14 protein-coding genes are annotated in these 26471 nt (G+C 37.0%); 1 reads left to right on the plus strand and 13 read right to left on the minus strand.

Features of this window, described 5'->3' with window-relative positions; all coding sequences use genetic code 11:
* Nucleotides 1-1541 precede the first annotated feature (1541 nt).
* From L6651_RS04685 to secA, 4 genes are all read right to left on the minus strand, one after another.
* Entirely contained in the window at nucleotides 1542-2993 is a 1452-nt protein-coding gene (locus L6651_RS04685) for an ATP-binding protein (protein WP_237036841.1), read from the minus strand.
* 988 nt (nucleotides 2994-3981) lie between these two features.
* Entirely contained in the window at nucleotides 3982-6081 is a 2100-nt protein-coding gene (locus L6651_RS04690) for a Tex family protein (protein WP_331473703.1), read from the minus strand.
* Nucleotides 6082-6114: 33 nt separating this feature from the next.
* Nucleotides 6115-7222, minus strand: a protein-coding gene (prfB, locus tag L6651_RS04695) for a peptide chain release factor 2 (protein WP_237036842.1) whose coding sequence is annotated in 2 segments (ribosomal slippage) — nucleotides 6115-7149 and nucleotides 7151-7222 — 1107 coding nt in all. Because the reading frame shifts where the segments join, the coding sequence is not laid out codon by codon here.
* Nucleotides 7223-9946, minus strand: a complete 2724-nt coding sequence (gene secA, locus L6651_RS04700) for a preprotein translocase subunit SecA (protein ID WP_237036843.1) — start codon at nucleotides 9944-9946, stop codon at nucleotides 7223-7225.
* A gap of 284 nt (nucleotides 9947-10230) precedes the next feature.
* Between secA and L6651_RS04705 the strand changes: the two genes are divergently transcribed.
* A complete protein-coding gene (locus L6651_RS04705; RefSeq protein ID WP_237036844.1) occupies nucleotides 10231-11235 on the plus strand; it encodes a lipoate--protein ligase in 1005 nt (334 codons plus the stop codon).
* 1182 nt (nucleotides 11236-12417) lie between these two features.
* Here L6651_RS04705 and nifJ read toward each other — a convergent pair.
* The 9 genes from nifJ to L6651_RS04750 form a co-directional block, all read right to left on the minus strand.
* Nucleotides 12418-16035 (minus strand): pyruvate:ferredoxin (flavodoxin) oxidoreductase, encoded by a 3618-nt coding sequence (nifJ, locus tag L6651_RS04710; RefSeq protein WP_237036845.1) that lies wholly within the window; start codon nucleotides 16033-16035, stop codon nucleotides 12418-12420.
* 31 nt (nucleotides 16036-16066) lie between these two features.
* Nucleotides 16067-16987 (minus strand): HPr(Ser) kinase/phosphatase, encoded by a 921-nt coding sequence (gene hprK, locus L6651_RS04715; RefSeq protein WP_237036846.1) that lies wholly within the window; start codon nucleotides 16985-16987, stop codon nucleotides 16067-16069.
* Entirely contained in the window at nucleotides 16974-18833 is a 1860-nt protein-coding gene (gene uvrC, locus L6651_RS04720; protein ID WP_237036847.1) for an excinuclease ABC subunit UvrC, read from the minus strand. Before uvrC ends, hprK begins: the two co-directional genes overlap by 14 nt.
* Complete coding sequence (locus L6651_RS04725) at nucleotides 18833-20605, minus strand: aminopeptidase P family protein (RefSeq protein WP_237036848.1); 1773 nt, start codon at nucleotides 20603-20605, stop codon at nucleotides 18833-18835. Before L6651_RS04725 ends, uvrC begins: the two co-directional genes overlap by 1 nt.
* 186 nt (nucleotides 20606-20791) lie before the next feature.
* The gene (locus L6651_RS04730) at nucleotides 20792-22462 is read right to left on the minus strand and encodes a peptide ABC transporter substrate-binding protein (protein ID WP_237036849.1); all 1671 of its coding nucleotides are present in this window, start codon (nucleotides 22460-22462) and stop codon (nucleotides 20792-20794) included.
* A 23-nt stretch (nucleotides 22463-22485) separates the two neighbouring features.
* Nucleotides 22486-23460 (minus strand): ABC transporter ATP-binding protein, encoded by a 975-nt coding sequence (locus L6651_RS04735; protein WP_237036850.1) that lies wholly within the window; start codon nucleotides 23458-23460, stop codon nucleotides 22486-22488.
* Nucleotides 23447-24454 carry an ABC transporter ATP-binding protein gene (locus L6651_RS04740; RefSeq protein WP_237036851.1) on the minus strand — a complete coding sequence of 336 codons (1008 nt, stop codon included), beginning with the start codon at nucleotides 24452-24454 and terminating at the stop codon, nucleotides 23447-23449. The genes L6651_RS04735 and L6651_RS04740 overlap by 14 nt, the downstream gene beginning before the upstream one ends.
* An 8-nt stretch (nucleotides 24455-24462) precedes the next feature.
* Nucleotides 24463-25488, minus strand: a complete 1026-nt coding sequence (locus L6651_RS04745) for an ABC transporter permease (RefSeq protein ID WP_237036852.1) — start codon at nucleotides 25486-25488, stop codon at nucleotides 24463-24465.
* A 1-nt stretch (nucleotide 25489) separates the two neighbouring features.
* The gene (locus L6651_RS04750) at nucleotides 25490-26419 is read right to left on the minus strand and encodes an ABC transporter permease (protein WP_237036853.1); all 930 of its coding nucleotides are present in this window, start codon (nucleotides 26417-26419) and stop codon (nucleotides 25490-25492) included.
* Between the last annotated feature and the right edge of the window lie 52 nt (nucleotides 26420-26471).

Below are 26471 nucleotides of genomic sequence, written 5' to 3' on the forward strand. Positions count from 1 at the left end.
TCGAAGTAAAAATTTTAAGATTAGAAATTATGTATTAACTAATGGATCTTTAAAATTTGTTTAATTACTCCAATGATTATTCATATTTTACTTATAATTTAAGTGTAAACGACTTCTTGAAAAAATCAAGTTTTTATAAGTACTTTTGCCCTTTTATTTCATCTTTATTACTTTTTTGTAATATTTTCAATAGATTGTACCTTTTTTTTAATTTTATGATTTTTGGCTTGTTGCCTGAGCTCCTTTTGTGTTTTTATTTTTTCTCTCTATCTCTTTAATCGGGTAAACATGTATGTGTAAAGGTTTGTTTGTTTTGGTTTCAATATTTTTTTGTTTTGGTTTCAATATTTTTTGCTTTTGTAATTGGCTAGTGGCTTTCGTTTTGTCTTTATTTTTCTTTGCGTCAGGTGTTGGGACTTAGTTTAGTTATATTTTTTTAAGAATAAATTCAGCTTTTGAAGATTTTTTAATACTGCGTGTTGTTGTACTTGGCGTGGGAGTTTTTGTAATATTTATTCGTTGTTTTTCATTTTTTTGCAGTGCCGGAGTAAAGTTGATGAAGAGATGGGTTGGAAATGAGAAGTGAGAGGTTAATAGTTGGAGGTTGTTATACCTGAAAAACATATTATGATAGATTGGCGTGAACTTTTTAAAAGAAAGTTCACGAGGTCGCCTTCTGACACTTTCCTGTCAGAAAGTGAAACGAGATCGACATTTGACTTAATATAAGTGAGGTTAAAAAATGAGATGTTGGAGAAGGAAAGTTAGAGAAATTGGAATAAAAAAATGTATCAACCCTTACCCTTATATCAGGATTTAGGTTGATACACAAAGTTATTTACAGACCCACTTTTATTAAGTTTACTCAACTCTTATGTGTTTTACTCAACTCTTCTACGTTTTACTCAACTCTTCTATGTTTTACTCAACTCTTCTATGTTTTACTCAACTCTTCTATGTTTTACTCAACTCTTCTATGTTTTACTCAACTCTTCTATGTTTTACTCAACTCTTCTATGTTTTACTCAACTCTTCTATGTTTTACTCAACTCTTCTATGTTTTACTCAACTCTTCTATGTTTTACTCAACTCTTCTGTGTTTTACTCAACTCTTCTACGTTTTACTCAACTCTTCTATGCTTTACTCAACTCTTCTGTATTCTACTCAACTCATATACGTTTTACTCAACTCTTCTGTATTCTACTCAACTCATATACGTTTTACTCTACTCTTCTGTATTCTACTCAACTCATATACGTTTTACTCTACTCTTCTGTATTCTACTCAACTCATATACGTTTTACTCAACTCTTCTGTATTCTACTCAACTCATATACGTTTTACTCAACTCTTCTACGTTTTACTCAACTCTTCTACGTTTTACTCAACTCTTCTATGTTTTACTCAACTCTTCTACGTTTTACTCAACTCTTCTACGTTTTACTCAACTCTTCTACGTTTTACTCAACTCTTCTACGTTTTACTCAACTCTTCTACGTTTTACTCAACTCTTCTACGTTTTACTCAACTCTTCTACGTTTTAAAGTTCAAGAGAATAGTACTGTGTCCTGTCATTCACCGACGTTCCATGCCACTCTAACAATCCTTTATCTTCGAGATTTTTAAGTATCTTTCTACAAAATGTAGATCCTTTTCCTGTGATTTCAGTTGCTTTTTTAGTCGTTATTTTTTCTCCACTATTAAACATGAAGTGTAATATTAATCTTTCTTCTTCTTTTAAGTTTTTAAAATTTTCTTCAGAAATCATGCCTTTAATTTTTTCTGAAATTCTCATACTTCTATTCAAAATATTATTCTCTAAGACTAGCATTACATTTCTATTAGGTTCATAGTATTTAGGATTTTTCAAAAATAATTTTTCCATTTCAGAATAAATTCTCTTGACACCTTCATTCATTTCCTTTACCCATCCAAATTCACATAAGGTTCTAGCAATTCTTGGGTTTCTAGAATACCTCTGATTTAAAATATTTTCTATCGTTACAATGTTTGGTAATAGCCCCGGACTAATTATTTCCATTCTATTATCAAAGATTAATACCTTAATATGCTCCCCTCTTATTGCATAATTCCTATGAGTTAAAGCATTAACTATACCTTCAAACCATGCAAATTCAGGATACTCTGGCATCACTTTGAATTTTCCATCTTTATTTAAATATTGAAAATCTCTTAGTTGGGTGTTAATAAATTCTCTTGCATTTTTTATAATATTAGGAATAGCTCCATCAAATGTTTTTTCTTTAATAATATTTATTTCTGTTCCAACTTTTTGATTAATTCCGCTATACTTAATTACTCTCAGCCTTGCCTGAGGCAAGAATTTTGATGGATTTTTTGAAAAAAGCAAAACTCCTGCATTTGTTAATTTATCATCTATCATCAAGTTTCTTGCTTTTAAAATTTCTTCATTAGAAAGATCACTTATATCCATTATCTTTTTGTAACTATCCATCAAATCAATATCTATATCATCTATGCTTGAAAGTGGTACAATTTCATCTTCGAAATATCTTTGTCCCCTATCATATTGTAATTGTAGAATTTGCTCAAAATTTAATTCTTTAGATGCGTCATTTTGCCTAAGATATACTTTGCCGTCATACGATTTAATTACCCTATCATAGGACACGTCAACTGAAATGACTAATATATTATCATTTTTATTTTGATTATTTTCAACCTCTAAAATATCAAACCTTGGACTTATAGGAGTTTCCCTCAATTCCGTTAAAAATATATTTCTGTATTCATCAATATTGTGTGCTGCTTCATAGTCAAAACCTGTAATCTTACCATCATCCTCGATTCCGATAACTAATTGCCCTCCTTCTGCATTTGCAAAAGCAACTAAATGCTTTAAAATATCTAAGGGCTTTATTCTAGCGCTTTTTCTATCAAAAAATTGATTTTCAGGTTCAAAACAATAATAAGGTAATTTCTTAATAAAATTATCACTCATAGCATTCATTCTTTCCTCCCACATTTAATTTATTAAATTCGATATATCAATATTTTTCTTTAATTTTATAATTACATATTTTAAGCTTTTTTATTGTAGATTTTAAATTCATAAACTTATTTCAACTCTCAGCTCAAATATTTCCTTATTATTAATTATACATTATTCTTTATCTTGTCAACAATTACGTCTTATTCGTTTAGTTTTTAGTTAAATTTTAACAACATTAATTCATCGTTCAATATTCTTTAAGTTCTTCTATCTTTTATTTTTTTGCATTACTGGAGTAAAGCTGTTAAGTGAGAGGTGAGAGATGAAAGGTTAGAAGTGAGAAATTGGAACAAAAAGGTGGTAGGGTGAAACCCTACAAAATAACATATTATGAGACTTTAGCGTGAATTTTCTAAGAGAAAGTTCACGAGGTCGCCTTCTGACACTTTCCTGTCAGAAAGTGAAACGAGATCGACATTTGACCTACAACGAAGACTTCGTCTTCTGTTAGGTCAAGAATGCTTCGACTTCAATTTTTTTGTGCCAAAAAAATTTTCGCTCAGGATGACACGACTGGGGTTAATATTCCTAGGGAAAAGATGAAACCTACGTAACACGATTATAAAAGTAGAAGAAAATCCAACAAGATTTTCTTCTTACTAAGCAGGTTTTCAGGACGGCCAGTCCTGAATCGTTTGGAAGGTAAGGAAGAGGGGATTTCAAGGGGAGAACGTTAGAAACCATACGAAAAGGTTTCTTAGTTCTCCCCTTGGTTGAATGAGAAAGTGGATTAGAAATAAATAGGTGGTAGGGTAAAACCCTACAAAATAACATATTATGATAGAAATACGGAAAGTTTTAAAAAACTTTCCGAGATCTTTCGACTACAAAATTCCTTCGGAATTTTTCCGCTCAAGATGACATGGCGGTGGGTCGCCACGCTTCGTAGGGTGGAAACCCTACAAAACAACCCAGGAATGGTTAAAGGAGAACCCCTCGGTTCTCCTTACAATTTCATGCTTAGTCCTACTTTTCCTGTTTCCTTGTCTATATTTATTATTTTCACTTCTACTATGTCTGACACTTCTACCACGTCTGATGGATGTTTTATAAAGCTATGGGACATTTGTGAAATATGCACAAGTCCATCATTTTTTATTCCAATGTCTACGAAGCAACCGAAGTCCACCACGTTTCGCACTGTGCCTTTTAGTATCATCCCCTCTTCTAGGTCGTCTATGGAAAGCACGTCGGAGCGAAGGATTGGTTTTGGCATTTCGTCCCTTGGGTCTCTTCCTGGTTTTTTAAGTTCTTTTAGGATATCTGCCAGTGTTGGAATCCCTATTCCCAATTCTTTTGAAACTTTTGACACCTGCACTTTGTTAAGGTCTCTTTCTAAAAGTTTTTCTGCAATTTCGTAGCTCTCTGGGTGAACTGCCGTATTGTCTAGAATATTTTCTGACTCTGGTATTCTTAAAAAGCCGGCGCATTGTGTAAATGCTTTTGGTCCAAGGCCCTTTACTTTATTCAGTTCTTTTCTGTTTTTGAATGGACCATTTTCTTCTTTATATTCTACAATATTTTTTGCTACTGATTTTGATATTCCTGAAACGTAGTTTAATAGCGCCGGTGATGCAGTATTTACATTTACTCCAACGGAGTTAACGCAGTCTTCTACTACATTTGAAAGGGTCTCTTTCAATTCTTTTTGGTTTACGTCGTGTTGGTACTGTCCAACGCCAAGATGTTCTGGTTCTATCTTTACCAGTTCTGCCAGTGGATCTTGTATTCTTCTTGCTATTGAAATGGCTCCTCTTATGGTTACATCAAGGTCTGGGAACTCCTCTTGTCCAAGTTTTGATGCTGAATAGATGGAAGCTCCTGCTTCGTTTACGATTGTGTAGAATAAATCTTTTCTATTTAGTTCTTCTATTAGGCTTGATGCAAGGTTTTCTGTTTCTCTTGAGGCTGTTCCATTTCCTATGGCTATAAGGTTTACTCCATGCTTCTCAATTAGCTCTTTCAGAACTTTCTTTGATCCTGCAATGTCTTCCCTCGGCTTTGTTGGATAGATTGTGGTATAGTCTAACACCTTACCGTGGCTTGAAATAACTGCAACTTTACATCCTGTTCTATAGCCTGGGTCAAGTCCTATTACTACAGATTCTTTAATTGGTGGCTGCATTAGGTATGGCTTTAAGTTCTTTCCAAATACTTTTATGGACTCCTTGTCCGCCTTTTCTTTTAATTCGTTTTTTACTTCTGTTTCGATTGATGGAAGGAGTAATCTTTTGTAGCCGTCAATCACTGCTTCTTCAATGTATTTATAGTAGTCTTTGTCACTAAGGTAGGAATAAGACTGTAAAATCTTTTGGATATTGTACTCGTCGTTTAGGTCGAACTTTAACTTTAATACTCCCTCTTTTTCTCCTCTAAACAGCGCAAGTATTCTGTGGGGTTTAAGATGTTTAAGTCTTTCTAAGAAGTTGTAGTACATCTCGTAGGTCTTGTTTTCGTCTTCGCCATTTTGTGTGGACTCTATTCCTCCACTTTCTTTGGCAGAGTGTCTAAGTATATCTCTAAACTCTATGGACTCTGAAACCATTTCTGCAATTATATCCATGGCTCCCTTTATTGCGTCTTCTTCTGTTAGAACTTCTTTTTCTTCATCTATAAGTTCTTTTGCCATAGCAGTAAAGTCGTCGTCAGTTGAGTCTTCCTCTAGCATTAAATTTGCCAGTGGTTCAAGGCCACGTTCTCGGGCCTGTGTGGCTCTAGTTCTCTTCTTTTGTTTATATGGAAGGTATAGGTCTTCAACTTCTTTAAGTAATTCTGCAGCTTCTATCTTTTCTTTTAATTCTTCTGTAAGCTTGCCCTGTTCGTCAATTAGTCTTATTACATCTTCTTTTCTCTCTTCCAGTGACCTTTGGTATTTCAAAAGCTCTTCCAGTTGACGAAGCTGTTCATCTGTTAAGTTTCCCGTAACTTCTTTTCTATAACGGGATATAAATGGAATTGTATTTCCCTCGTCAATTAGTTTTACTGTGTCCTTTACTTGCTTTTCCGTAATGTTTAATTCTTTTGCTATTTTTAAATCTATATTCAAAATCCACCTCATAAAAAAGAGCACCCTCGTGCTCTATTTATCTATTGCTTTCATCTTTAGATATTCGTCAATAAAATCGTCCAGTTCTCCGTCCATAACTGCCTGTATATTTCCGGTTTCATAGTTGGTTCTATGATCTTTTACAAGGCAATATGGATTGAATACATATGACCTTATTTGTGAACCCCATGCTATTTTATTGTACTTTCCTTGAATATCTTCAATTTTTTCTCTGTTTTCTTCTTCCTTTATTGCAATAAGCCTTGCCTTAAGCATATTCATTGCAGTTTCCCTATTGGTGATTTGACTTCTCTCCGACTGACATTGCACCGTAACCCCAGTTGGTATGTGGGTTATTCTAACTGCGGAGTCGGTGGTGTTAACATGTTGTCCACCGGCACCACTGGCTCTATAGGTGTCGATACGAAGGTCGTTCATGTCGATTTCAATTTCGTGGTGGTTGTCGATGTCGGGATATACGTCTACCGAGGCAAAGGAAGTGTGTCTCTTTTTATTTGAGTCAAATGGAGAAATTCTAACCAGGCGATGAACGCCCTTTTCTGACTTAAGATAGCCATAGGCGTACATTCCCTTTACCATAATGGTTACGGATTTTATGCCCCCTTCGGTGTCACGATTGTAGTCGAGAACCGTGTAGCTATAGCCCTTGTCACTAAGCCATCTGGTGTACATTCTTAGAAGCATCTCCGTCCAGTCCTGGGCCTCGGTGCCTCCTGCCCCAGAGTTTATGGCAAATATGGCATTGTTTTTGTCATACTCGCCACTTAGCATGGTCTTTAGCTTTGCCTTGTTCAGTTTCTTTCGAAGCCTTTGTATTCTCTGTTCTATTTCAGAGTCATACTCCGGCGACTCCTCTTCTCGAACAAGCTCTATTAGGGTCTTTAAGTCTTCAAGCTCTTCACTTAAATTGTCATATTCTCCAACATCGTCCTTTAGGGACTTTATCTTGGAGAAAATCTGTTGGGCAGTGTCGCTGTCGTCCCAAAAGCCCTCCTCCAAGGTTTTACTTTCTAAATCTTTTAATTCATTTCTTAGTTTTGGTAAGTCAAAGAGAGTCTCCGACTTCTTCTAGGTCGTTGGATAGGCTCTTTATCTCTTCATTTACTACATATGTGTCCATCTATGCATCCCTACCGCAACATTTTTTATATTTCTTTCCGCTGCCACATGGACATGGATCGTTTCTTCCAATCTTCTTGCCCTTAACAATTGTTACTTGGTCTTCGGAAGTTTTGGTTTCCTTGGCAACTTGTTTTCTTTCTATCTCTTCAACTGGTCTAACATTGAACAGTCCCTTTAATGTGTCCTCTTTAATAGAGTGGTTCATCTCTTCGAACATATCGAAACCTTCTTCGTTATATGCTCTTACAGGGTCTTGTTGACCGTAGGATCTAAGTCCAATACCTTGACGAAGTTGGTCCATGGCGTCAATGTGATCCATCCACTTTCTGTCAACTACCATTAGAAGGATAACACGTTCTATCTCTCTAAATCTTTCGGAGCCCATTTCCTCTTCTTTGTCGTTGTAGGCCTGTACAGCTCTTTCTGTTAGATAGTTTTTAAGGTCCGTTCTCTTCCAACCGCTCATGTTGGAGAAGTCCAGGTATCCATCAGGCATAAATGCAGATTTTAGATATAGCATAAGGCCTTCCATATCCCAGTTTTCTGGATGGTCGCCACCTTGTGTGAAGTTATCTACTGTAAGGGAAATTATTTCGTGTAACATTTCAAGAATGTACTCTTTCATGTTTTCACCTTGAAGAACCCTCTCTCTTTCTCCGTAGATTATCTTTCTTTGAACATTCATAACGTCGTCATATTGAAGAACGTGTTTACGAATACCGAAGTTATTAACTTCCACTTTCTTTTGCGCCCTTTCAATGGCCTTTGTAACTGGTTTGAACTCTAGTGGTTCATCTTCAGGGAAGTCGCCTCTTTCGGCAAACTTTTGGATGGTTTCTCCACCGAAAAGTCTCATTAGATTGTCTTCTAGTGACACGAAAAATCTTGAACTACCAGGGTCTCCCTGTCTTCCCGCACGACCTCTAAGCTGATTGTCAACACGTCTTGACTCGTGTCTTTCAGTACCTAAGATATATAGTCCACCGGCTTCAAGCACCTTCTTTGCATCTTCGTCAGTTTGTTTTTTATATTTTTCGTAAAGATTATGATAAACATTTTTTGCTGCCTTGATTTCCTCGTCATCTATTTCCACAAATGAGTCTAGGGCTTCAAGCACATAGTCTGCATAACCTTGTTTTTTCATATCGTGTTTAGCCATAAAGTCTGGGTTACCACCAAGAATAATATCCGTACCACGACCTGCCATGTTTGTGGCGATGGTAACTTTACCAAATGTACCGGCTTGTGCTACGATTTCTGCCTCTCTCTCGTGTTGCTTAGCGTTAAGAACATCGTGAGGGATGCCTTCTTTTTTAAGAAGTCTTGAGATTATTTCAGAAACTTCGATGGATGCAGTACCTACAAGTATTGGTTGTCCCGTTTCGTGAACCCTCTCAACCTCTTCAACTATGGCTCTGTATTTCGCTTCTGTGTTTATATATACTCTGTCGTGGTTGTCCTCTCTTATAACTGGTTTATTTGTCGGGATTTCCACAACGTCCATGTTGTAAATTTCAGAAAACTCGTCTTCTTCAGTCTTTGCAGTACCGGTCATACCTGAAAGCTTGTTGTACATTCTAAAGTAGTTTTGGAATGTAATTGTGGCAAGGGTTTTAGATTCGGATTGAACTGCAACTCCTTCTTTTGCTTCAATAGCTTGGTGTAGACCGTCGGAGTATCTTCTACCTTCCATAATACGGCCTGTGAACTCATCTACGATTAAAACTTCGCCGTCTTTAAGTACATAGTCAATGTCTTTTTTCATTGTGTGATGTGCCTTAAGAGCTTGGTTTATGTGGTGAGCTGTTTCCATGTTTGAAACGTCAGATAGGTTTTCAAGTCCAAAGTACTTTTCTGCCTTTGCTGTACCTTTTTCTGTAAGAGAAGCTGTTTTCTTCTTTTCGTCTACTACAAAGTCAACTTTTTCTTCCTTTATTTCCTTGTCGAAGATATCTTGTTTTTCTTCGTTAGGGTCGATTATTCTACCGGTAAGGGTTCGTACAAATCGGTCCGCTCTAACGTACATGTCTGTGGATTCGTCGCCCATACCAGAGATTATAAGTGGAGTTCTCGCTTCGTCTATAAGAATGGAGTCAACCTCGTCCACTATGGCATAGTTTAAGTCCCTTTGTACTTGCTCTTCTTTATATATAACCATGTTGTCCCTTAGGTAGTCGAAACCAAATTGGTTGTTTGTACCGTAAGTGATGTCACAGTTATAATTTTTCTTTCTTTCATCATTGTCAAGGCCATGAATGATACATCCTACTGTTAGTCCTAAAAATTCATGAACCTTACCCATCCACTCCATATCACGCTTAGCAAGATAGTCGTTTACGGTTACAACGTGAACGCCTTCTCCAGTAAGTGCGTTTAGGTAGGCTGGTAGTGTTGCCACAAGTGTTTTACCTTCACCTGTTTTCATTTCCGCAATTCTACCTTGGTGTAGTATAATACCACCAATTAGCTGTACCCTATATTGTTTCATTCCTAAAACTCTAAAGGACGCTTCCCTTACAACTGCGAAAGCTTCAACTAAAAGGTCGTCAAGTGTGGCTCCTTTTTCTAATCTATCTTTAAATTCAACTGTTTTGTTTTTTAACTCTTCGTCACTGAGTTTTTGCATTTCCTCGTCAAGGGCTTCAATTTTGTCAACAATAGGTTCAATTTTTCTAACCTCTTTCTTTGAGCCCGTTGAGAATAAGTTTTTTAAAATTTCCATTTTCCACCTCATTATCCACGGTTAATTTTAACACATTCAACGTCCATTATTCAAATTAAACTTTGAAATTTACACATTTAATCAAAAAAGACCCCACATTTGTGAAATCTTTTAAATTTATTTTAATCTATGACAAAAAACTATTTTAATTTTTTCGTCTATAATTTCACTACCCTCTATTATATAATGAATGTCAATAATTTCATAGCTAAATGGCTTAAAAATTCAATAATAGATGTTTTTCTTTCCTTATTTATATTATAATGATAGAAGGAGGTGGCGAAATGAAATATTTAGAATCACATTCTAACGACCCACAATACAATTTAAGTTTTGAAGAATATATCTTTAAGAATTTGCCGTTGGAGGAAGAAGAATATGTGTACCTTTGGATTAACTCTCCATCTATTATCATAGGAAGAAACCAAAACGCCTATGCGGAAATAAATGAAGACTATGTAATTGAAAACAATCTAAAGGTGTGTAGAAGAATAACTGGAGGGGGCGCAGTTTACCACGACTTAGGAAACTTAAACTTCTCCTTCATAACAAAGACCAAGGGCCACGATAGAATAGACTTTAAACAATACTACATTCCTATCGTAAACGCACTGAAGGCAATTGGAATTGACGCTGAGCTTTCCGGAAGAAACGACATAACCATCGAAGGAAAAAAATGTATCGGTTCAAGTCAGTCAGTTTATAACCACAGAGTCCTTTCAAATGGCTGTATTCTTTTCAATGTTCAATTGGAAGAACTGGCAAAGGCACTTAATGTAAGAAAAGAGAAACTTGCATCAAAGGGAGTAAAGTCAGTAAGGGCAAGGGTTACAAATATTGCCCCATACCTTGAAGACAAAAACCTTTCAACAGAGGACTTTGAAGCAATACTACTAAAAGAAATCTTTAAACAATTCGACCAAGAACCAGAAGAGTATGTGTTATCTGAAGAAGAACTTCAGGGAGTAAAGGAAATTTATGACTCAAGATTTTCTATGGATGCATGGAACTACGGTAAGAAACCTGTGGGAGAAGTAATACAATATAGAAAATTCCCGGCGGGATTTGTAGAACTTGCCTATGACCTGGACAATGGAAAGATTAGAAATTTCTATATAAACGGAGACTTCTTCGGAAAAGAAGATGTGGAAGAAATAAGAGAAAAACTTGATGGCATAGACTACAAGAAGTCAAAGGTAATTGAAATATTGGAAAGCTTCAAATTAGAAGACTACTTTGGAAATATTACAGCTGGGGAACTTGCAGATGTATTTTTTCAAGATTGTTAGTTAAGAGAGGAAGAGTTCTTCCTCTTTTTTTGTGGAAAAAAGTTTTAAAAAACTTTTTATGAAAATTTTATTTTTATTTTGTAGGTTTGTAGGTCTATGACCTACGAGGCTTGGGGTCTCCCAGTATTGTCATACTGAGCGAGCGATAGCGAGTCGAAGCATTCTTGACCTAACAGAAGACGTAGTCTTCGTTGTAGGTCAAATGTCGATCTCGTTTCACTTTTCGACTGGAAAGTGTCAGAAGGCGACCTCGTGAACTTTCTTGTGGAAAGTTCACGCTTAAGTATCCTGAATTGTTTTTAAAGTTTTAAAAAACTTTAAATCAAAAGTTTTCGCCTTACTGCATAGTCATTAAGTTTTATAAACTTACCTAATTTTTATTTTACTAAAATTATTTTTCCTATTCTCAGGGTAAGGATGAAGGGGATTGCGATTTCCCCTCATATCCTTACCCTGAAACCCGAACCTTTTACACCCTTAAAACGCTTGGGGATACCCCAAACCCCATTGTAAGTTGTAGAAAATCTTGCTGTATTTTCTATTTTTTTAATATCATACTTTGAATACTATTGAATTATTAAATTTATTTTGTTCCTCTAACATATACTTAGTAATGAGATTCTTCGACTCCAATTTTTACTTCGTAAAAATTTTCGCTCAGAATGACATAGCGAGGGAATAACATTTCTAAAAAAGTTGAAAACTTACGAAACAATTATATAAACAGAAGAAAATCCAGCAAGATTTTCTTCCTCTTTCTACGCAGGTTTTCAGGACGGCCAGTCCTGAATCGTTTGGAAGGTAAGGAAGAGGGGATTTCAAGGGGAGAACGTTAGAAATCATACGAAAAGGTTTCTTAGTTCTCCCCTTGGTTAAAAAAGGAATTATATTGAAAATAAAGAGGTCGTAGGGTTACCCTAAAAATAACATATTACGATACTTTAGCGCGAACTTTCTAAAGAAAGTTCACGAGATCCTTCAGCTACAAATTTGCTACGCAAATTTTCCGTTCAGGATGACACAGAGAGGGTATGATATTCCTAGGAAGAAGAAGTAAAAGATGCATAAGTGCCGATAGGCACAGCGTGGAAAGCCTTAGCTTTCCTTCAACTCTATAAAATGGGTTGTAGGGTAACCCTACCAAAAAAGGAGGGCCACCGGCTCTCCTTTCCTCTGCTACTCTTATTCTGTTATCTTGTCGTCTTTACCAACTGTTTGTTCTTTTTTATCTTCGCTCTTGAATTCTTTATCAGCTTCTTCTTTATTGTATTCATAGCTTGCCATTCTAACGTAGCTTTGGTATCTTGCTTTAGCGTCTTCTTCCGCTTCTTTGAATAGTACTTCTGCTTCTTCTGGGAATGATCTTTGTAGTGAAGTGTATCTAACTTCTGATGCTATGAAGTCTTGGAATGAAGCTTTTGGTTCTTTTGAGTCTAGTGTAAATGGATTCTTTCCTTCGTCTTTAAGTCTTGGGTCGAATCTATATAGATGCCAGTAACCTGCTTCTACTGCTCTCTTTTGTTGTGCTTGTGAGTGGCCCATTCCGCCTTTGATACCGTGGTTGATACATGGTGAGTAAGCGATTATTAGTGATGGTCCATCATAGCTTTCCGCTTCTCTAATGGCTTTTAGTGTTTGTGCTTGGTTTGCTCCCATAGCTATTTGTGCTACGTAAACATATCCATATGTTGTTGCCATTAGCCCAAGGTCTTTCTTTCTAATCTTCTTTCCTGATGCAGCAAATTTTGCTACTGCTGCTGTTGGTGTTGATTTTGATGATTGTCCACCTGTGTTTGAATAAACTTCTGTGTCCATTACAAGTACGTTTACATCTCTTCCTGATGCTAGTACATGGTCAAGTCCGCCATATCCAATATCATATGCCCAACCGTCTCCACCGAAGATCCAAACTGATTTCTTGATTAGATAGTCTTTTCTTTCTTCGATTTCTGAGATAATCTTGTCTGCAGCTTCGTCGCCTGTCTTTTCGTCTAGGTGTAGAAGGATTTCTGCTGATGCTTCTTTTGACTTGTCTGAGTCGTTCATTCCTTCAATCCAAGCTTTGAATAGGTCGTTTAGTGGTGAATTAATTCCAAGTTCTATAAATTCTTCCATTAGTAGACGAATTTTTTCTCTTGTCTTTTCAATTCCCATTTCCATACCGTATCCGTATTCGGCGTTGTCTTCAAATAGTGAGTTAGCCCAAGCTGGTCCCTTGCAGTCTTTGTTCTTACAGAATACTGTTGCTGGTGCTGAACCTCCCCAAATTGATGAACATCCTGTTGCGTTTGCAACTAACATTCTATCGCCAAATAGTTGTGTGATTAATTTTGCGTATGGTGTTTCACCACAGCCTGCACATGCTCCTGAGAATTCTAGTAATGGTTGTTTGAACTGACTTCCCTTAACATTTGTTTCTGGTACTAGTCCTTCTTTGTATCCCACTACGTCATGGGCATATTTCCAGTTTTCTTTTTGTTCTTTATATTGTTCTTCAAATGGTTCCATTGAAAGTGATTTTACTTTTGATGGACATACTTCAACACAGTTTCCGCATCCTGTACAGTCCATTGTGGAAACTTGAATTCTGAATGTGTAGTCTTCAAGTCCCTTACCAATTGCTTTTTTAGTTTCAAAGTTTTCTGGTGCGTTTGCCTTTTCTTCTTCTGTTACTAAGAATGGTCTTATAACTGCATGTGGACAAACATATGAACATTGGTTACATTGGATACAGTTTTCTATATGCCATTTTGGAACTTTAAGCGCAATACATCTCTTTTCGTATTGTGAAGTTCCTTGTGGGAATTCTCCATTTGCTCTGTCTGCAAATTTAGATACCGGAAGGTCGTCTCCTTCGTGAGCGTTTATTGGTTTAACAATTTCTCTAATGAATTCTGGAAGATTTTCGTCGTTTTCTTCTTCGTCCTTTAAGTCTTTCCAGCTTTCTAGAACATCTATCTTAACTAAAGCGTCAACACCTTGTTCAACCGCTTTGTAGTTCATGTTAACTACTTCTTCACCTTTTCTACCGTAGGATTTAACGATTTGTGCCTTTAGTCTTTCAATTGCTTCATCGATTGGAAGTACTTTTGAAAGGTTGAAGAATGCTGATTGCATTACCATGTTTATTCTTCCACCTAGTCCAATGTCTGCTGCTATCTTTGATGCATTGATTGTGTAGAATTCAATTTCGTTTTCTGCAATCTTTCTCTTTAATGAGTTTGGTAGATGTGATTCTAGTTCGTCTTCTGACCAAATACAGTTAAGTAGGAATGTTCCACCTTTTTTTATTCCCTTTAATAGGTCGTATTGGTTAACGTATGCTTGTTTTGAACATGATACGAAGTCTGGGTGTTCAACAAAGTATGTTGATCTTATTGGGCTGTCTCCAAATCTCAAGTGAGATATTGTAATACCACCGGATTTCTTTGAGTCATATTCAAAGTATCCTTGTGCATACATGTCTGTTCCGTCTGCGATAATCTTGATTGCAGATTTGTTTGCTCCAACTGTACCGTCTGATCCATATCCCCAGAATTTACAGTTGATTGTTCCTTCTGGAACTGTATTTAAGTTTCTTGTTACGTCAAGTGATCTATATGTTACGTCGTCTGTAATACCGATTGTAAATCTCTTCTTTGGTTCATCTGCTACTAGATTGTCATAAACTGCAAGAATTTGTCCTGGAGTTGTGTCCTTTGAACCTAGTCCATAGATACCTGAATAGATTTTTGGTTGTCTTTCTTCGTCATAGAATGCAGATTTAACATCTAGGTAAAGTGGTTCTCCTAGAGATCCTTTTTCCTTTGTTCTGTCAAGAACTGCAATTCTCTTAACGCTTGCAGGAATCTTTTCTAATAGATGTTTCTTTGAGAATGGTCTATATAGATGTACTTTTACAAGACCAACTTTTCTTCCTTCGCTTCTTAAGAAGTCGATGGTTTCTTCTATGGTTTCTGTTACTGAACCCATGGCGATAATAACGTCTTCTGCATCTTCGTCACCATAGTAGTCGAATAGGCCATAGTTTCTTCCTGTAAGCTTGTTGATTTCGTTTATATAATTTTCAGTTACTCCAACTATATCTTCGTAATAAGTATTTGAAGCTTCTATTGATTGGAAGTAGATGTCTGGGTTTTGAGCTGTTCCCATAGTCTTAGGATTTTCTGGGTTTAAAGCTCTTTCTCTAAATGCCTTTATAGCATCGTGGTCTACAAGTTTTGCTAGTTCGTCATATTCTATAACTTCAATCTTTTGAATTTCATGTGATGTTCTAAATCCGTCAAAGAAGTGTAGGAATGGAATTCTTCCTTTAATAGCTGAAAGATGTGCTACTGCCGCAAGGTCCATAACTTCTTGTACTGATCCTGATGCAAGCATTGCAAAGCCTGTTTGTCTTGTTGCCATAACGTCTTGATGGTCACCGAAGATGCTTAGGGCATGGCTTGCTAAAGCTCTGGCAGATACGTGGAATACTCCTGGTAGAAGTTCCCCTGAGATCTTATACATATTAGGAATCATAAGTAAAAGTCCTTGTGATGCTGTGAATGTTGTTCCTAATGATCCTGCTACTAACGCTCCGTGTAATGCTCCTGCTGCACCGGCTTCAGATTGTAATTCTGAAACGTGAACAGTTTGTCCAAAAATGTTCTTTCTTCCAAAAGCAGCCCAGTTGTCCACATACTCTGCCATGTTTGATGACGGTGTTATAGGATAAATTGCTGCAACATCTGTAAATGCATAAGCCACGTGAGCGGCAGCCATATTACCGTCCATAGCTTGCATTGTCTTTTCCTTCATTTTATTTCCCCCTTTGAATTTTACCTAACTGTTATTCATCTTCGTTAGTTGAAAACAGTCTCTTACTTAGTTCGATAGCCGCATTGTATCCATAGTTTCTCTGTCTGTAGTTTCTAACAGCTACTTCCACAATCATGGCTATGTCTCTTCCCGGTTTAACCGGTATGGTTACCTTTTGAACATTGACACCAAGTATGTCCACGTACTCGATATCAAGTCCAAGCCTGTCATATTCCTTGTCGTCGTCCCAAGGTTCCAAACATGCCACAAGCTCTATCTCAACGTCCGGTTTTACCGAACCTATACCATAGAGCCTTTGAATGTCTAATATACCTATTCCACGAATTTCAAGGAAGTGACGTATATTCTTAGGAGCTTGGCCTATAAGAACTTTGTCCATTCTCCTTACTTCAACCACATCATCTGCCACAAGTCTGTGGCCACGAATAATTAAATCCAGTGCAGTTTCCGACTTACCTACGGAAGATTTTCCAGTGATTAGAACACCTATACCGAAAACTTCCATTAGACCGGCGTGCATGTTAGTCTGTTCACTTAAAAAATATGCTAGCTTATCGTCAATTCTTGAAATAAGCCTTGTGGTCGGTCTCGTAGAGCGAATCAATGTCTTGTCGTGCTTTTTTGCAAGCTCCACCACATAGTCCTCAATCTCTTGACCTTGGGTGAAGATAAGACATGGAATGTCCCTGGACATAATCCCTTCGAGTCTTTGTATTCTCACGTCTTTGTCCATTGAGTTTAAAAAGATTGACTCGGTCTTGCCTATTATTTGAAGCCTTTTATTTGGAAAGTGTTCAAAGAATCCGGAAAGTTGAATCCCGGGCCTATTTACCTGTGAATTGGTAATGGTTAGCTCTTCAAAATCGGAACTTGCCATTACAACTTCAAGTTCCAGCTCTTCAATTAGCTTTTTTAATTTAATTCCCTTCATCTTCTACTCCATTAAAATGATTATATAAATTCTCTGCACTTCTTCTGTCTATCTTGTCCACTTCTAAAAGCTCTGTAATAGATGCCTTCTTTATTTTATCTATGGACTTAAAGTGTTTCATAAGTGCTTTTTTTCTAACTTCTCCTATTCCCTTCACATCGTCTAGCTCAGACTTTATCATATTTTTATCCCTTAACTTTCTATGGTAGTTAATGGCAAACCTATGTGTCTCTTCTTGAATGTCGAATAGGAAGCGGTATATATTGCTTGATACCTTTAGTGGTATCTCCTGACCACTATATACAATTCCCTTGGTATTGTGAAATTCGTCCTTATAAAGTCCACATATTGGAATCTCTTCCATGTTTAAAAGTGACATGGCAAACTTTGCCGCATTCACATGGCCCTTGCCCCCGTCAATTATGATTAGGGATGGCTTTCTTCCAAAGGAAACTTCTCTATTGCCTAGGGCATTTTCACTTTTTAGCCTTTCAAGCCTTCTAGTTAAAACCTCTTGATGGCTGGCGTAGTCGTTTGGTCCTTCAACCGTCTTTATCTTAAACTTTCTGTACTCTCCCGGTGCCTTTTGTCCGTTTTCATAAACCACCATGGAGCCGACGGATTGCACTCCCGATATATTTGAAATGTCATAACATTCAATTCTTGAAAGTGGAGAGATAGAAAGTAGCTCTTCCAGCTCTTCAAGACCCTTTGGTCTTTCCCTCTCTCTTCGTCTAATGTATGCAAGATGTTTTTCCAAGGTCTCTTTGGCATTTTTTTCAACAAGTTCAACCAGTCTTAACTTTTCGCCCCTCTTTGGCACTGTTAAAGTTACCTTTTTCCCTTTTATGCGGGTCAAGTACTCTTCCAGTGTGGATGAGTCCACGGGCTCTTTCTGGATTACAATCTCTTTTGGCACAAAGGCCATGTCGAAATAGAACTGTTGAATAAATGACGAAAATACTTCTTCGTCCTCTCCCTTAATGGAGTCATCTAAGATAAAGTGCTCCCTATCTATTATTTTACCACTTCTCATAATAAACACCTGCATGGAGATAGTGTCTTTCTCCCGGGCCATGGCAATAATGTCCATTTCTCTATCCTTAGACGTTCGAACGATTTGCTTTTCTACAATGGTCTCAAGGGAGTTAATATTGTCCCTATATCTTGCAGCCAGTTCAAAGTTTAAGTTTTGTGACGCCCTATCCATCTTCTTTTTAAGAGATGTTATAATCTTTTTTTGCTTTCCCTTTAAAAAATCTTCCACATTTAAAAGGTCTTCCAAATATTCTTCTTCTGTTATGGCCTTAATACAAGGTCCAGAACACTTGTGTATAAAGTAGTATAGACAAGGTCTTTTTAAATATTGATTTTTGTCAAAATTTAGGTTACACCTTCTTATTTTATACATATCCTGAAACAGTTCAATGATTTCAGTCACCCCATAGGCATTTGGAAAGGGTCCGTAGTAGTCGGCGCCGTCTTGCCTTATGACTCTGTCCTTTAAAATGCGTGGGTACTTTTCCTTGGTGATTTTTATAAAGGGATATTTTTCGCCTGATTTTAATAATATATTATACTTCGGTTTCTTGTCCTTGATAAAGTTTGACTCAAGTATCAAGGACTCCACTTCATTGTCCACAATGATGTATTCAAACCGACTTATGTGTTTAACCATCTCCCGAACTTTTTCAATTGTCTGTCCAGAAGGTGTAAAGTATTGTCTGACTCTGTTACGAAGATTTTTTGCCTTCCCCACATATATAATTGTATCATTTTCGTCAATCATCAGATAAACCCCTGGTGATGTGGGCAAAGTTTTTAAATTCTTCTCAATGTCAAACATTAAATCTCCTCAGTTGCCTTTCTTAAATATTCTAGTGCAGATCCTTCTAGCATTGGACTTAATTTTTCAAGACAAAGTTTATGATATTCGTTTATCCATTTTATTTCATCTTCTGTTAGAAGTGACTTATCAACTGGTCTTAGGTCTATTGGCACAATGGAAAGTGATTCAAATCCGAAGAATTTTCCAAAGGAAGTTTCACACTTTTCCACACATACCATGATGTTTTCAATTCTTATTCCATGGCTTCCTTCAACGTAAACACCTGGTTCGTCTGATGTAACCATTCCAGGAACCATGTTTACATCGTTATTTGCCCTTGAAATGTTTTGTGGCCCTTCATGAACTCCTAACACGAATCCAACGCCATGTCCTGTACCGTGGTTAAAGTCGATTCCCTCTTTCCATAGTGGCCCTCTGGCAAATACATCTAGTGCAGATGACTTTGTGCCCTCTTTGAAAATGGCAGTTAAAAGTGCAATGTGTGACTTAAGGGTCATGGTGTAGTGGAAGATTTCGTCCTTTGTAAGTTCTCCCAATGCAACGGTTCTAGTAATATCTGTTGTACCGTCCTTATATTGTCCACCACTGTCCAGTAGGTAAAGTCCCTTCTTTTCTAAATAAACAGGGTTGTCCTTGGATGGAGAGTAGTGAGGTAGTGCTGCATTTTCTCCATATGCTGAGATTGATCCAAAGCTTGGTTCAATAAATAGATCTTGTTCTTGTCTAAAGGAAAGAAGTTTGTCTGAGCAATCTAGCTCTGTAATCTTTTCTCCCTTTTCTAATGAATCTTCAACCCAGTTAAAGAAGTTCACTAAGGCAGCTCCATCTTTTACATAGGCATTTCTTTGGTTTTTAATTTCAACTTCATTTTTTACTGCCTTCATATCTGTTGAAATATTTCTACCAACAATTGTCTTTATCTCTTCAGGAATTGATTTGTATAGCTTTACATTTATACTTCTCTTATTGAAGTAAAGAACTTCTTCACTTGGTATGGCCTTTACAAAGTCAAATACCTCTTGGTATTTTTTAACTGTAACGCCAATCTTGTCCAAGTGATTTTTTACATCTTTTGTAATCTTTTCTTCATCTACAAATAAAACCACTTGGTCTCTGTTTATATAAAGGTAGGAAAGTATTACTGGTGTGAATAGTATATCTCCACCTCTTATGTTTAGTGTGTATGCAATGTCGTCAAGGGTTGTAACTAGTGTTGCAGTTGCACCTTTTTTATTAAGTTTTTCTCTAATCTCTCTTACCTTGTCATGGGCAGAAACTCCAACATATTTTTCCTCTAAAACAAAGGCCTTGTTGGAAGACTTTTTAACTCTGTCTTCCCAAATGTCTTCAACGAGAGTTTGGTTATAGAAAATATTTTCTTCTGGAATGTCCTTTGCAATGTAATCTAAAAGCCAAAGGGGAAAAGTTTCTCCATTGAATCCAATCTTGTAGTCACCGTTGAAGTTTTCTTCCACAAACTCCTTCATTGTAGGAACTCCAGCTTCTCCCATTTTATATAATGTAATGCCAGAACCTTCAAGCTCTTTTGCAGCCTGTATAAAGTATCTTCCGTCGGTCCATAGTCCGGCGTTGTCATGTGTCACTATTACAGTGCCGGCGGAACCTGTGAAGCCTGAAATAAATTCCCTGGTCTTATAACTGTCGGGAACGTATTCAGAACAATGAGGATCCGATGTTGGAACTATATACATATCAAGTCCAGCTTGTTTCATTTTTTCTCTTAATTTTAATATTTTATCTGAAGCCATATAGCACGTCCTTTCCCATAGATATCTACTTTAATTATATCACATAGCATGAAATCTCCTAATAAATTAAAAGATTTTTATAAATTTATGATTTAGTAACTTAAGAGCCAATTGCAATTCGATTTTAAATATAAAAAGAGCGGCCATACAGCCGCCCTCTTTAAAAAAGGAGTCATTTGACTTATTCTAGAATCCTGTCAATCCCTTGAAGAAGTAATATCCTAATGGAGTGTAGTATAATCCATCGATATTTGGCTTCATCATGTGGGAATTGTTGTAGAAGTAGATTGGTGCAACAACTGCATCTTCGCCTACTAATATATCTTCAGCTTTGTGCATGTTTTCCATTCTTTCTGCTTGGTCTGAAGTAGCCTTTGCCGCCTTAACAATTTCATCATACTTAGGGTTCTTGTATTGAGCGTCGTTGTTACCTCCACCAGTCATCCACATATCTATAAATGACATTGGATCGTTGTAGTCTGCAATCCATCCACTTCTTGCGATGTTAAAGTTACCTTGTTTTCTTTCAGTTAAGAATACGTTCCAGTCTTGGTTTTGTAGAGTAACTTGAACACCAAGTTTTTCTTGCCACATATTTTGTAGTGCTTCAGCTATAGCCTTGTGACCTTCATTTGTGTTGTATAGGTATTCAACTTGTGGGAATCCTTCGCCGTCTTTATAACCTGCTTCTTCCATAAGCTTCTTAGCTTCTTCTACATTCTTTTCATAATCGTCAACTTTTATTGAGTAATAGTCTCCACCAACTGTTCTAAAGTCGTCGCCTTCTGCTCCGTCAACATCGTATACTCCTGATGGAACATATCCTGATGCTGGTTCTTGTCCTTGCCCAGTAACTTGTCTAACGATAAAGTCTCTGTCTATTACAAGTGAGAAAGCCTTTCTAACTCTTGCGTCGTTAAATGGTTCTTTTTCAACGTTAAATACTACATAGTAAGTTCCTACTTGTGGAAGAACTTTAAGTTCTTTTGTATCTAGAAGTTTTTGAACTTCTTCTTGAGGTACGGAGTTTATAAAGTCTAAGTCGCCAGATCTATATGATGCATAGATTGCGTTTTGGTCATCTTGTAAGTGGAAAGCTAATTTTTCAGCTTTTACAGAATCTGCGTCGTAATATTCAGGATTCTTTTCCATTTCGATAACTTGATTATGTTTCCATTCTTTAAGAACGTAAGGTCCATTTGCAATTAATGTGTCTGGAGAGTTTGTCCAGTTTTCTGTTCCTTCAACAGCGTCCTTTCTAACAGGCATTACTGCAGGGAAAGCACATATTTCTTCAAAGTATGGACATTTTACACTTAGGTTAACAACGAAAGTCTTTTCGTCTGGTGCAGATATTTCAAGTTTCTTTTCTTCATATCCCTTAACCATGTCTAACATATATTCGTAGTCAGCACCTGTGTCAGGGTTTACTAATCTGTTCCATGCATATACAAAGTCTTCTGCTACTATTGGCTTACCGTCTGACCACTTAGCATCTCTTAAGTGGAAAGTCCAAGTAAGTCCGTCATCAGAAACATCCCATGACTCTGCAATACCTGGTTTTAATACGGCATTTCCATTTCCATCGTCATCCCATCTTATAAGTGATTCAAAAAGATGAGATATCATTATAGCACCGTCTACAGCACTGTTAAGAGCTGGGTCTATTGACTCTGGTTCTGAAGCGATGTTTATATCAAAAACACCATCTTCTCTTCCTGCTTCTTCATTAGAAGCTGCGTTTCCATTTCCTGCTTGTCCTGTTCCTTGGTTTTTTCCACCGTTACCACAAGCACTTAGTAACATTACAAAGCCAAGCATAATAGCAAGCAATCTCAAACTAAATTTCTTTTTCATTTCTTCCTCCTAAATACTAATTTTTATATGATATGACAACTTACGAAGTGTCCATCCTCAACTTCTCTAAACTCCGGTTCCACTTCACTACATATATCCTTTGCATAAGGGCATCTCTCATGGAATCTACATCCCTTAGGTGGATGTATTGGTGAAGGAATTTCACCTTCAAGTTTTATCCTCTTTAAACTTCTTGTTAACTTTGGATCCGGTAGTGGTATTGCGGAAAGTAGTGACTTGGTGTATGGATGAAGAGGATTTTCATAAAGTCTCTTCGAATCCACAAGTTCTACCATCTTTCCTAAATACATAACTGCAATTCTGTCACTAATATGTTTTACTACTGAAAGGTCGTGGGCAATAAACATATAGGTTAGCCCAAACTCTTCTTGCATGTCCTGTAACATGTTTACAATTTGCGCTTGTATGGAAACATCCAGTGCAGAGATTGGCTCGTCACATACTATAAACTCTGGTTCAACCGCCAATGCTCTGGCAATTCCAATACGCTGTTGTTGCCCACCTGAAAACTCATGGGGATATCTATTAGAGTGTTCCTGGTTAAGTCCAACACGTCTAAGCAGTTCATTAATTCTATCTCTTCTGTTTTCTTTATAAAGTCCATGTATATCCAGCGCCTCGCCTACAATTTCCGCTACGGTCATTCTAGGGTCAAGGGATGCAGAAGGGTCTTGGAATATTATTTGCATCTTCCTTCTATATGGATACATTTCAGCCTTTATATTCTTTTCACTATCAAAAATAACTTCGCCATCATAGGTTATGCGTCCAGAAGTTGGTTCGTGAAGCCTTAATATGGTTCTTCCCAAAGTGGTCTTACCACATCCCGACTCACCTACAACTCCCAGTGTCTCTCCCTTCTTTATATAGAAGGACACATCTTCCACCGCATGTACTGTTGCTGTCTTGTTAAATGTTTCCTTGACGGTGAAATGTTTTACAATATTGTCGCAAACAAGTAATTTATTGTCTTCCATTTACTACCTCCTTTAAATGTAGGAAACACTTTGACCTATGTCCATCTGCCATTTCAACCATTGGTGGCTCTTTTCTCAAACAGATATTCATACAGTGTTCACATCTTGTAGAGAAACCACATCCACTTGGTGGGTTCAACATATCAACGGGAGTTCCTTCAATACTATCAAGTCTTGCTCCCTCGTTGTCGTCAATTCTTGGCATGGATTTTAAAAGGCCCTTTGTGTAAGGATGTTGAGGGTTGTAGAATATGTCATCAACACTTCCCTGTTCAACAATCTTTCCAGCATACATTACAGATACACTGTCGCAAATTTGAGCAACAACCGCCAAGTTGTGAGTTATAAAGATTACAGACATCTTGTTCTTTTGTTGAATTTCCTTTATAAGCTCCAGTATTTGTGCCTGAATTGTAACATCCAGTGCAGTTGTCGGTTCGTCTGCAATTAGAACGTCCGGCTCACATATAAGCCCCATCCCAATCATGACTCTCTGTCTCATACCACCAGATAGTTCGTGGGGATATTGTTTCATTCTCTTTTCAGGATTTGCAATACCTACAAGTTCAAGCATCTTAACTGCCCTCTTATAAGCTTCATCCTTACTTACTTTCTTATGGACCAATACGGCTTCCATAAGTTGATTACCTATTGTATAAACAGGATTTAAACAAGTCATTGGGTTTTGAAAAATCATGGAGCACTTGTTGCCTCTGAAATTTCTCATTTCATTCTTGTCAAAATCCAAAACATTTTTTCCATCAAATAATATCTTTCCAGATTTTACCTTGCCTGGAGATTGTAAAAGTCCCATTATCCCATAGGATTCCACCGACTTACCAGATCCGGACTCTCCTACAATTCCCATTATTTCATTCTCATGTAGTGTATAGCTTATGCCATCCACCGCTTTAACTTCACCTACAGGTGTGTAGAAGGAAATAGCAAGGTCTTCGACTTTTAAAACTTCTTTTTCTTTTACTCTATTTTCCATAATCACACCTACTTTTTAAGTCTTGGGTCTAAGGCATCCCTTAGTCCATCAGCAAATAAATTTAGCGCCAGTATCATCAAACTAAGTATTACTGAAGGTATTATTAACCTATATGCATAGGAGTAAATTCCTCCAAGGGCATCCGCCGCCATGGCTCCTAGAGATGTCATCGGTGCAGAAACACCAATCCCTAAGAATGATAGGAATGATTCCAAGAATATGGCTGACGGTATTTGCATAGCGGTCATAACAATAACTTGACCGATACAGTTCGGGAATAAATGCCTTTTTATAATTCTCTTTCTAGATCCACCAAGGGCTTCTACTGCAGTAACAAACTCTTGCTTCTTAAGCATAAGCACTTGCCCTCTTATAATTCTTGCCATTCCTACCCAGTATAGTAGACCAAAGGCAATAAATATTGAAATAAGAGCTGGCCCCAGTGTTGCAACCTTCTTCGCAATAGCTGAAGTGGAACTATTTACGTAAGACTTCATCGGTTGTGATATCCCAATGGATAATAAAATTACCACCAAAACATCTGGAATTGAATAGATTAAATCCAAAATTCTCATCATCACCGCGTCAACTTTTCCACCACAGTAACCAGATATTGATCCATAAATTGTTCCAATAATAAGTACTATAAGTGATGCAAATAGACCTACAATAAGAGAAACTCTAGTTCCATACATTGTACGAACCATTATGTCACGACCTAATTTGTCAGTACCAAATGGATATCTTGCGCATGGAAATAAATCTTCGTCCCCTCTAAACTGAGTGGTGTAGTCCCCTTCTACAAACAGTGGTCCAATGAATGCAAATAAAAATATAATTACTATGAACCCTAAAGATACCATAGCTATTTTATTTTCCTTTAAGCGCCTTAAAGCATCTTGAAAATATGATGTTGAAGGAGCCTTGGTCATGAAGCTTTCCTTAGCTTCAGAAGATGCAAGTTCAAAGTCATCTTCAGTAAATTCATATTCCTCTAATTTAAGCTTAGAGTTTAAACTTAGAAAGTTTTCCATATTAATCCCCCTTCGACAAATCAATTCTAGGGTCTATAAATCTATATAGAATGTCAACCACCATATTCATGAAGATTACTAATGAAGCAAAGAATAATGTAGTTGCCATAATAATAGGATAATCCCTATTTAATACTGAGTTTATAAAATATCTTCCCAGTCCTTGCACGGAAAATACTGACTCAACAACCATTGAACCAGTTATGATTCCAGCAGTTAGTGGCCCTAAATATGTAAGAACCGGAATAAAACCATTTTTAAGAGCGTGTTTGAAAAGAATTTTTCCTTCACTAACACCCTTTGCCCTTGCAGTTCTTATATAGTCTTGACTCATTGCATCAAGCATGGAAGATCTCGATAACCTTGCAATATAACACATTGAATAAAATCCAAGGGAGAAACATGGCATTAGATAAGATTTAAAACCATTTAGTCCCATGGTAGGAAGAACCTTTAACTTAACCCCAAAGAGTAAAAGTAAAAGAGTTGCAACTACGAAACCAGGAGCAGAAATACCAATTGTAGTAAGTACCCTTAAAAAGGAATCCAATTTCTTTCCCCTGTGGTAAGCTGCCAAACTTCCCAAAGAAACCCCAACTATAGTTGCCCATGTCAGAGCAATTAGACCTAGCTTTGCACTAGTTGGGAACATCTCCTTTAAAATGTCCATTACAGGTCTGTCCTTTTGCATCTTCAAAGATACACCGAACTCTCCTTTTAATGCATTTGTAATAAATTTTTTTAACTGAACAAGATACGGTTGATCAAGTCCATACTTTTTGTTCAAAGCTTCCAGTACTTCCGGTGACTGTGCCTTTTCACTTGCGAAAGGCGAACCGGGTACAAGCTTCATTAAGAAGAATGTAATACAAGTTACCAAAAACAAAACGGCAATAGCTTGTAAAATTCTCTTGAAAATATACTTTACCATAAATGACCTCCTTATTTCGTACAATTATACACTTTATTAATGTAAATTGCAA

The sequence above is a fragment of the Mediannikoviicoccus vaginalis genome (assembly GCF_928097925.1).
Taxonomy (GTDB): Bacteria; Bacillota; Clostridia; order Tissierellales; family Peptoniphilaceae; genus Mediannikoviicoccus; species Mediannikoviicoccus vaginalis.

Bases quoted from the DNA above. Each gene is read 5' to 3' on its own strand.
- L6651_RS04705 (WP_237036844.1), top strand. From the start codon at position 10,231: ATGAAATATTTAGAATCACATTCTAACGACCCACAATACAATTTAAGT.
- L6651_RS04685 (WP_237036841.1), bottom strand. From the start codon at position 2,993: ATGAATGCTATGAGTGATAATTTTATTAAGAAATTACCTTATTATTGT.
- L6651_RS04730 (WP_237036849.1), bottom strand. From the start codon at position 22,462: ATGAAAAAGAAATTTAGTTTGAGATTGCTTGCTATTATGCTTGGCTTT.
- L6651_RS04745 (WP_237036852.1), bottom strand. From the start codon at position 25,488: ATGGAAAACTTTCTAAGTTTAAACTCTAAGCTTAAATTAGAGGAATAT.
- L6651_RS04735 (WP_237036850.1), bottom strand. From the start codon at position 23,460: ATGGAAGACAATAAATTACTTGTTTGCGACAATATTGTAAAACATTTC.
- uvrC (WP_237036847.1), bottom strand. From the start codon at position 18,833: ATGTTTGACATTGAGAAGAATTTAAAAACTTTGCCCACATCACCAGGG.
- L6651_RS04725 (WP_237036848.1), bottom strand. From the start codon at position 20,605: ATGGCTTCAGATAAAATATTAAAATTAAGAGAAAAAATGAAACAAGCT.
- L6651_RS04740 (WP_237036851.1), bottom strand. From the start codon at position 24,454: ATGGAAAATAGAGTAAAAGAAAAAGAAGTTTTAAAAGTCGAAGACCTT.
- hprK (WP_237036846.1), bottom strand. From the start codon at position 16,987: ATGAAGGGAATTAAATTAAAAAAGCTAATTGAAGAGCTGGAACTTGAA.
- L6651_RS04750 (WP_237036853.1), bottom strand. From the start codon at position 26,419: ATGGTAAAGTATATTTTCAAGAGAATTTTACAAGCTATTGCCGTTTTG.
- nifJ (WP_237036845.1), bottom strand. From the start codon at position 16,035: ATGAAGGAAAAGACAATGCAAGCTATGGACGGTAATATGGCTGCCGCT.
- secA (WP_237036843.1), bottom strand. From the start codon at position 9,946: ATGGAAATTTTAAAAAACTTATTCTCAACGGGCTCAAAGAAAGAGGTT.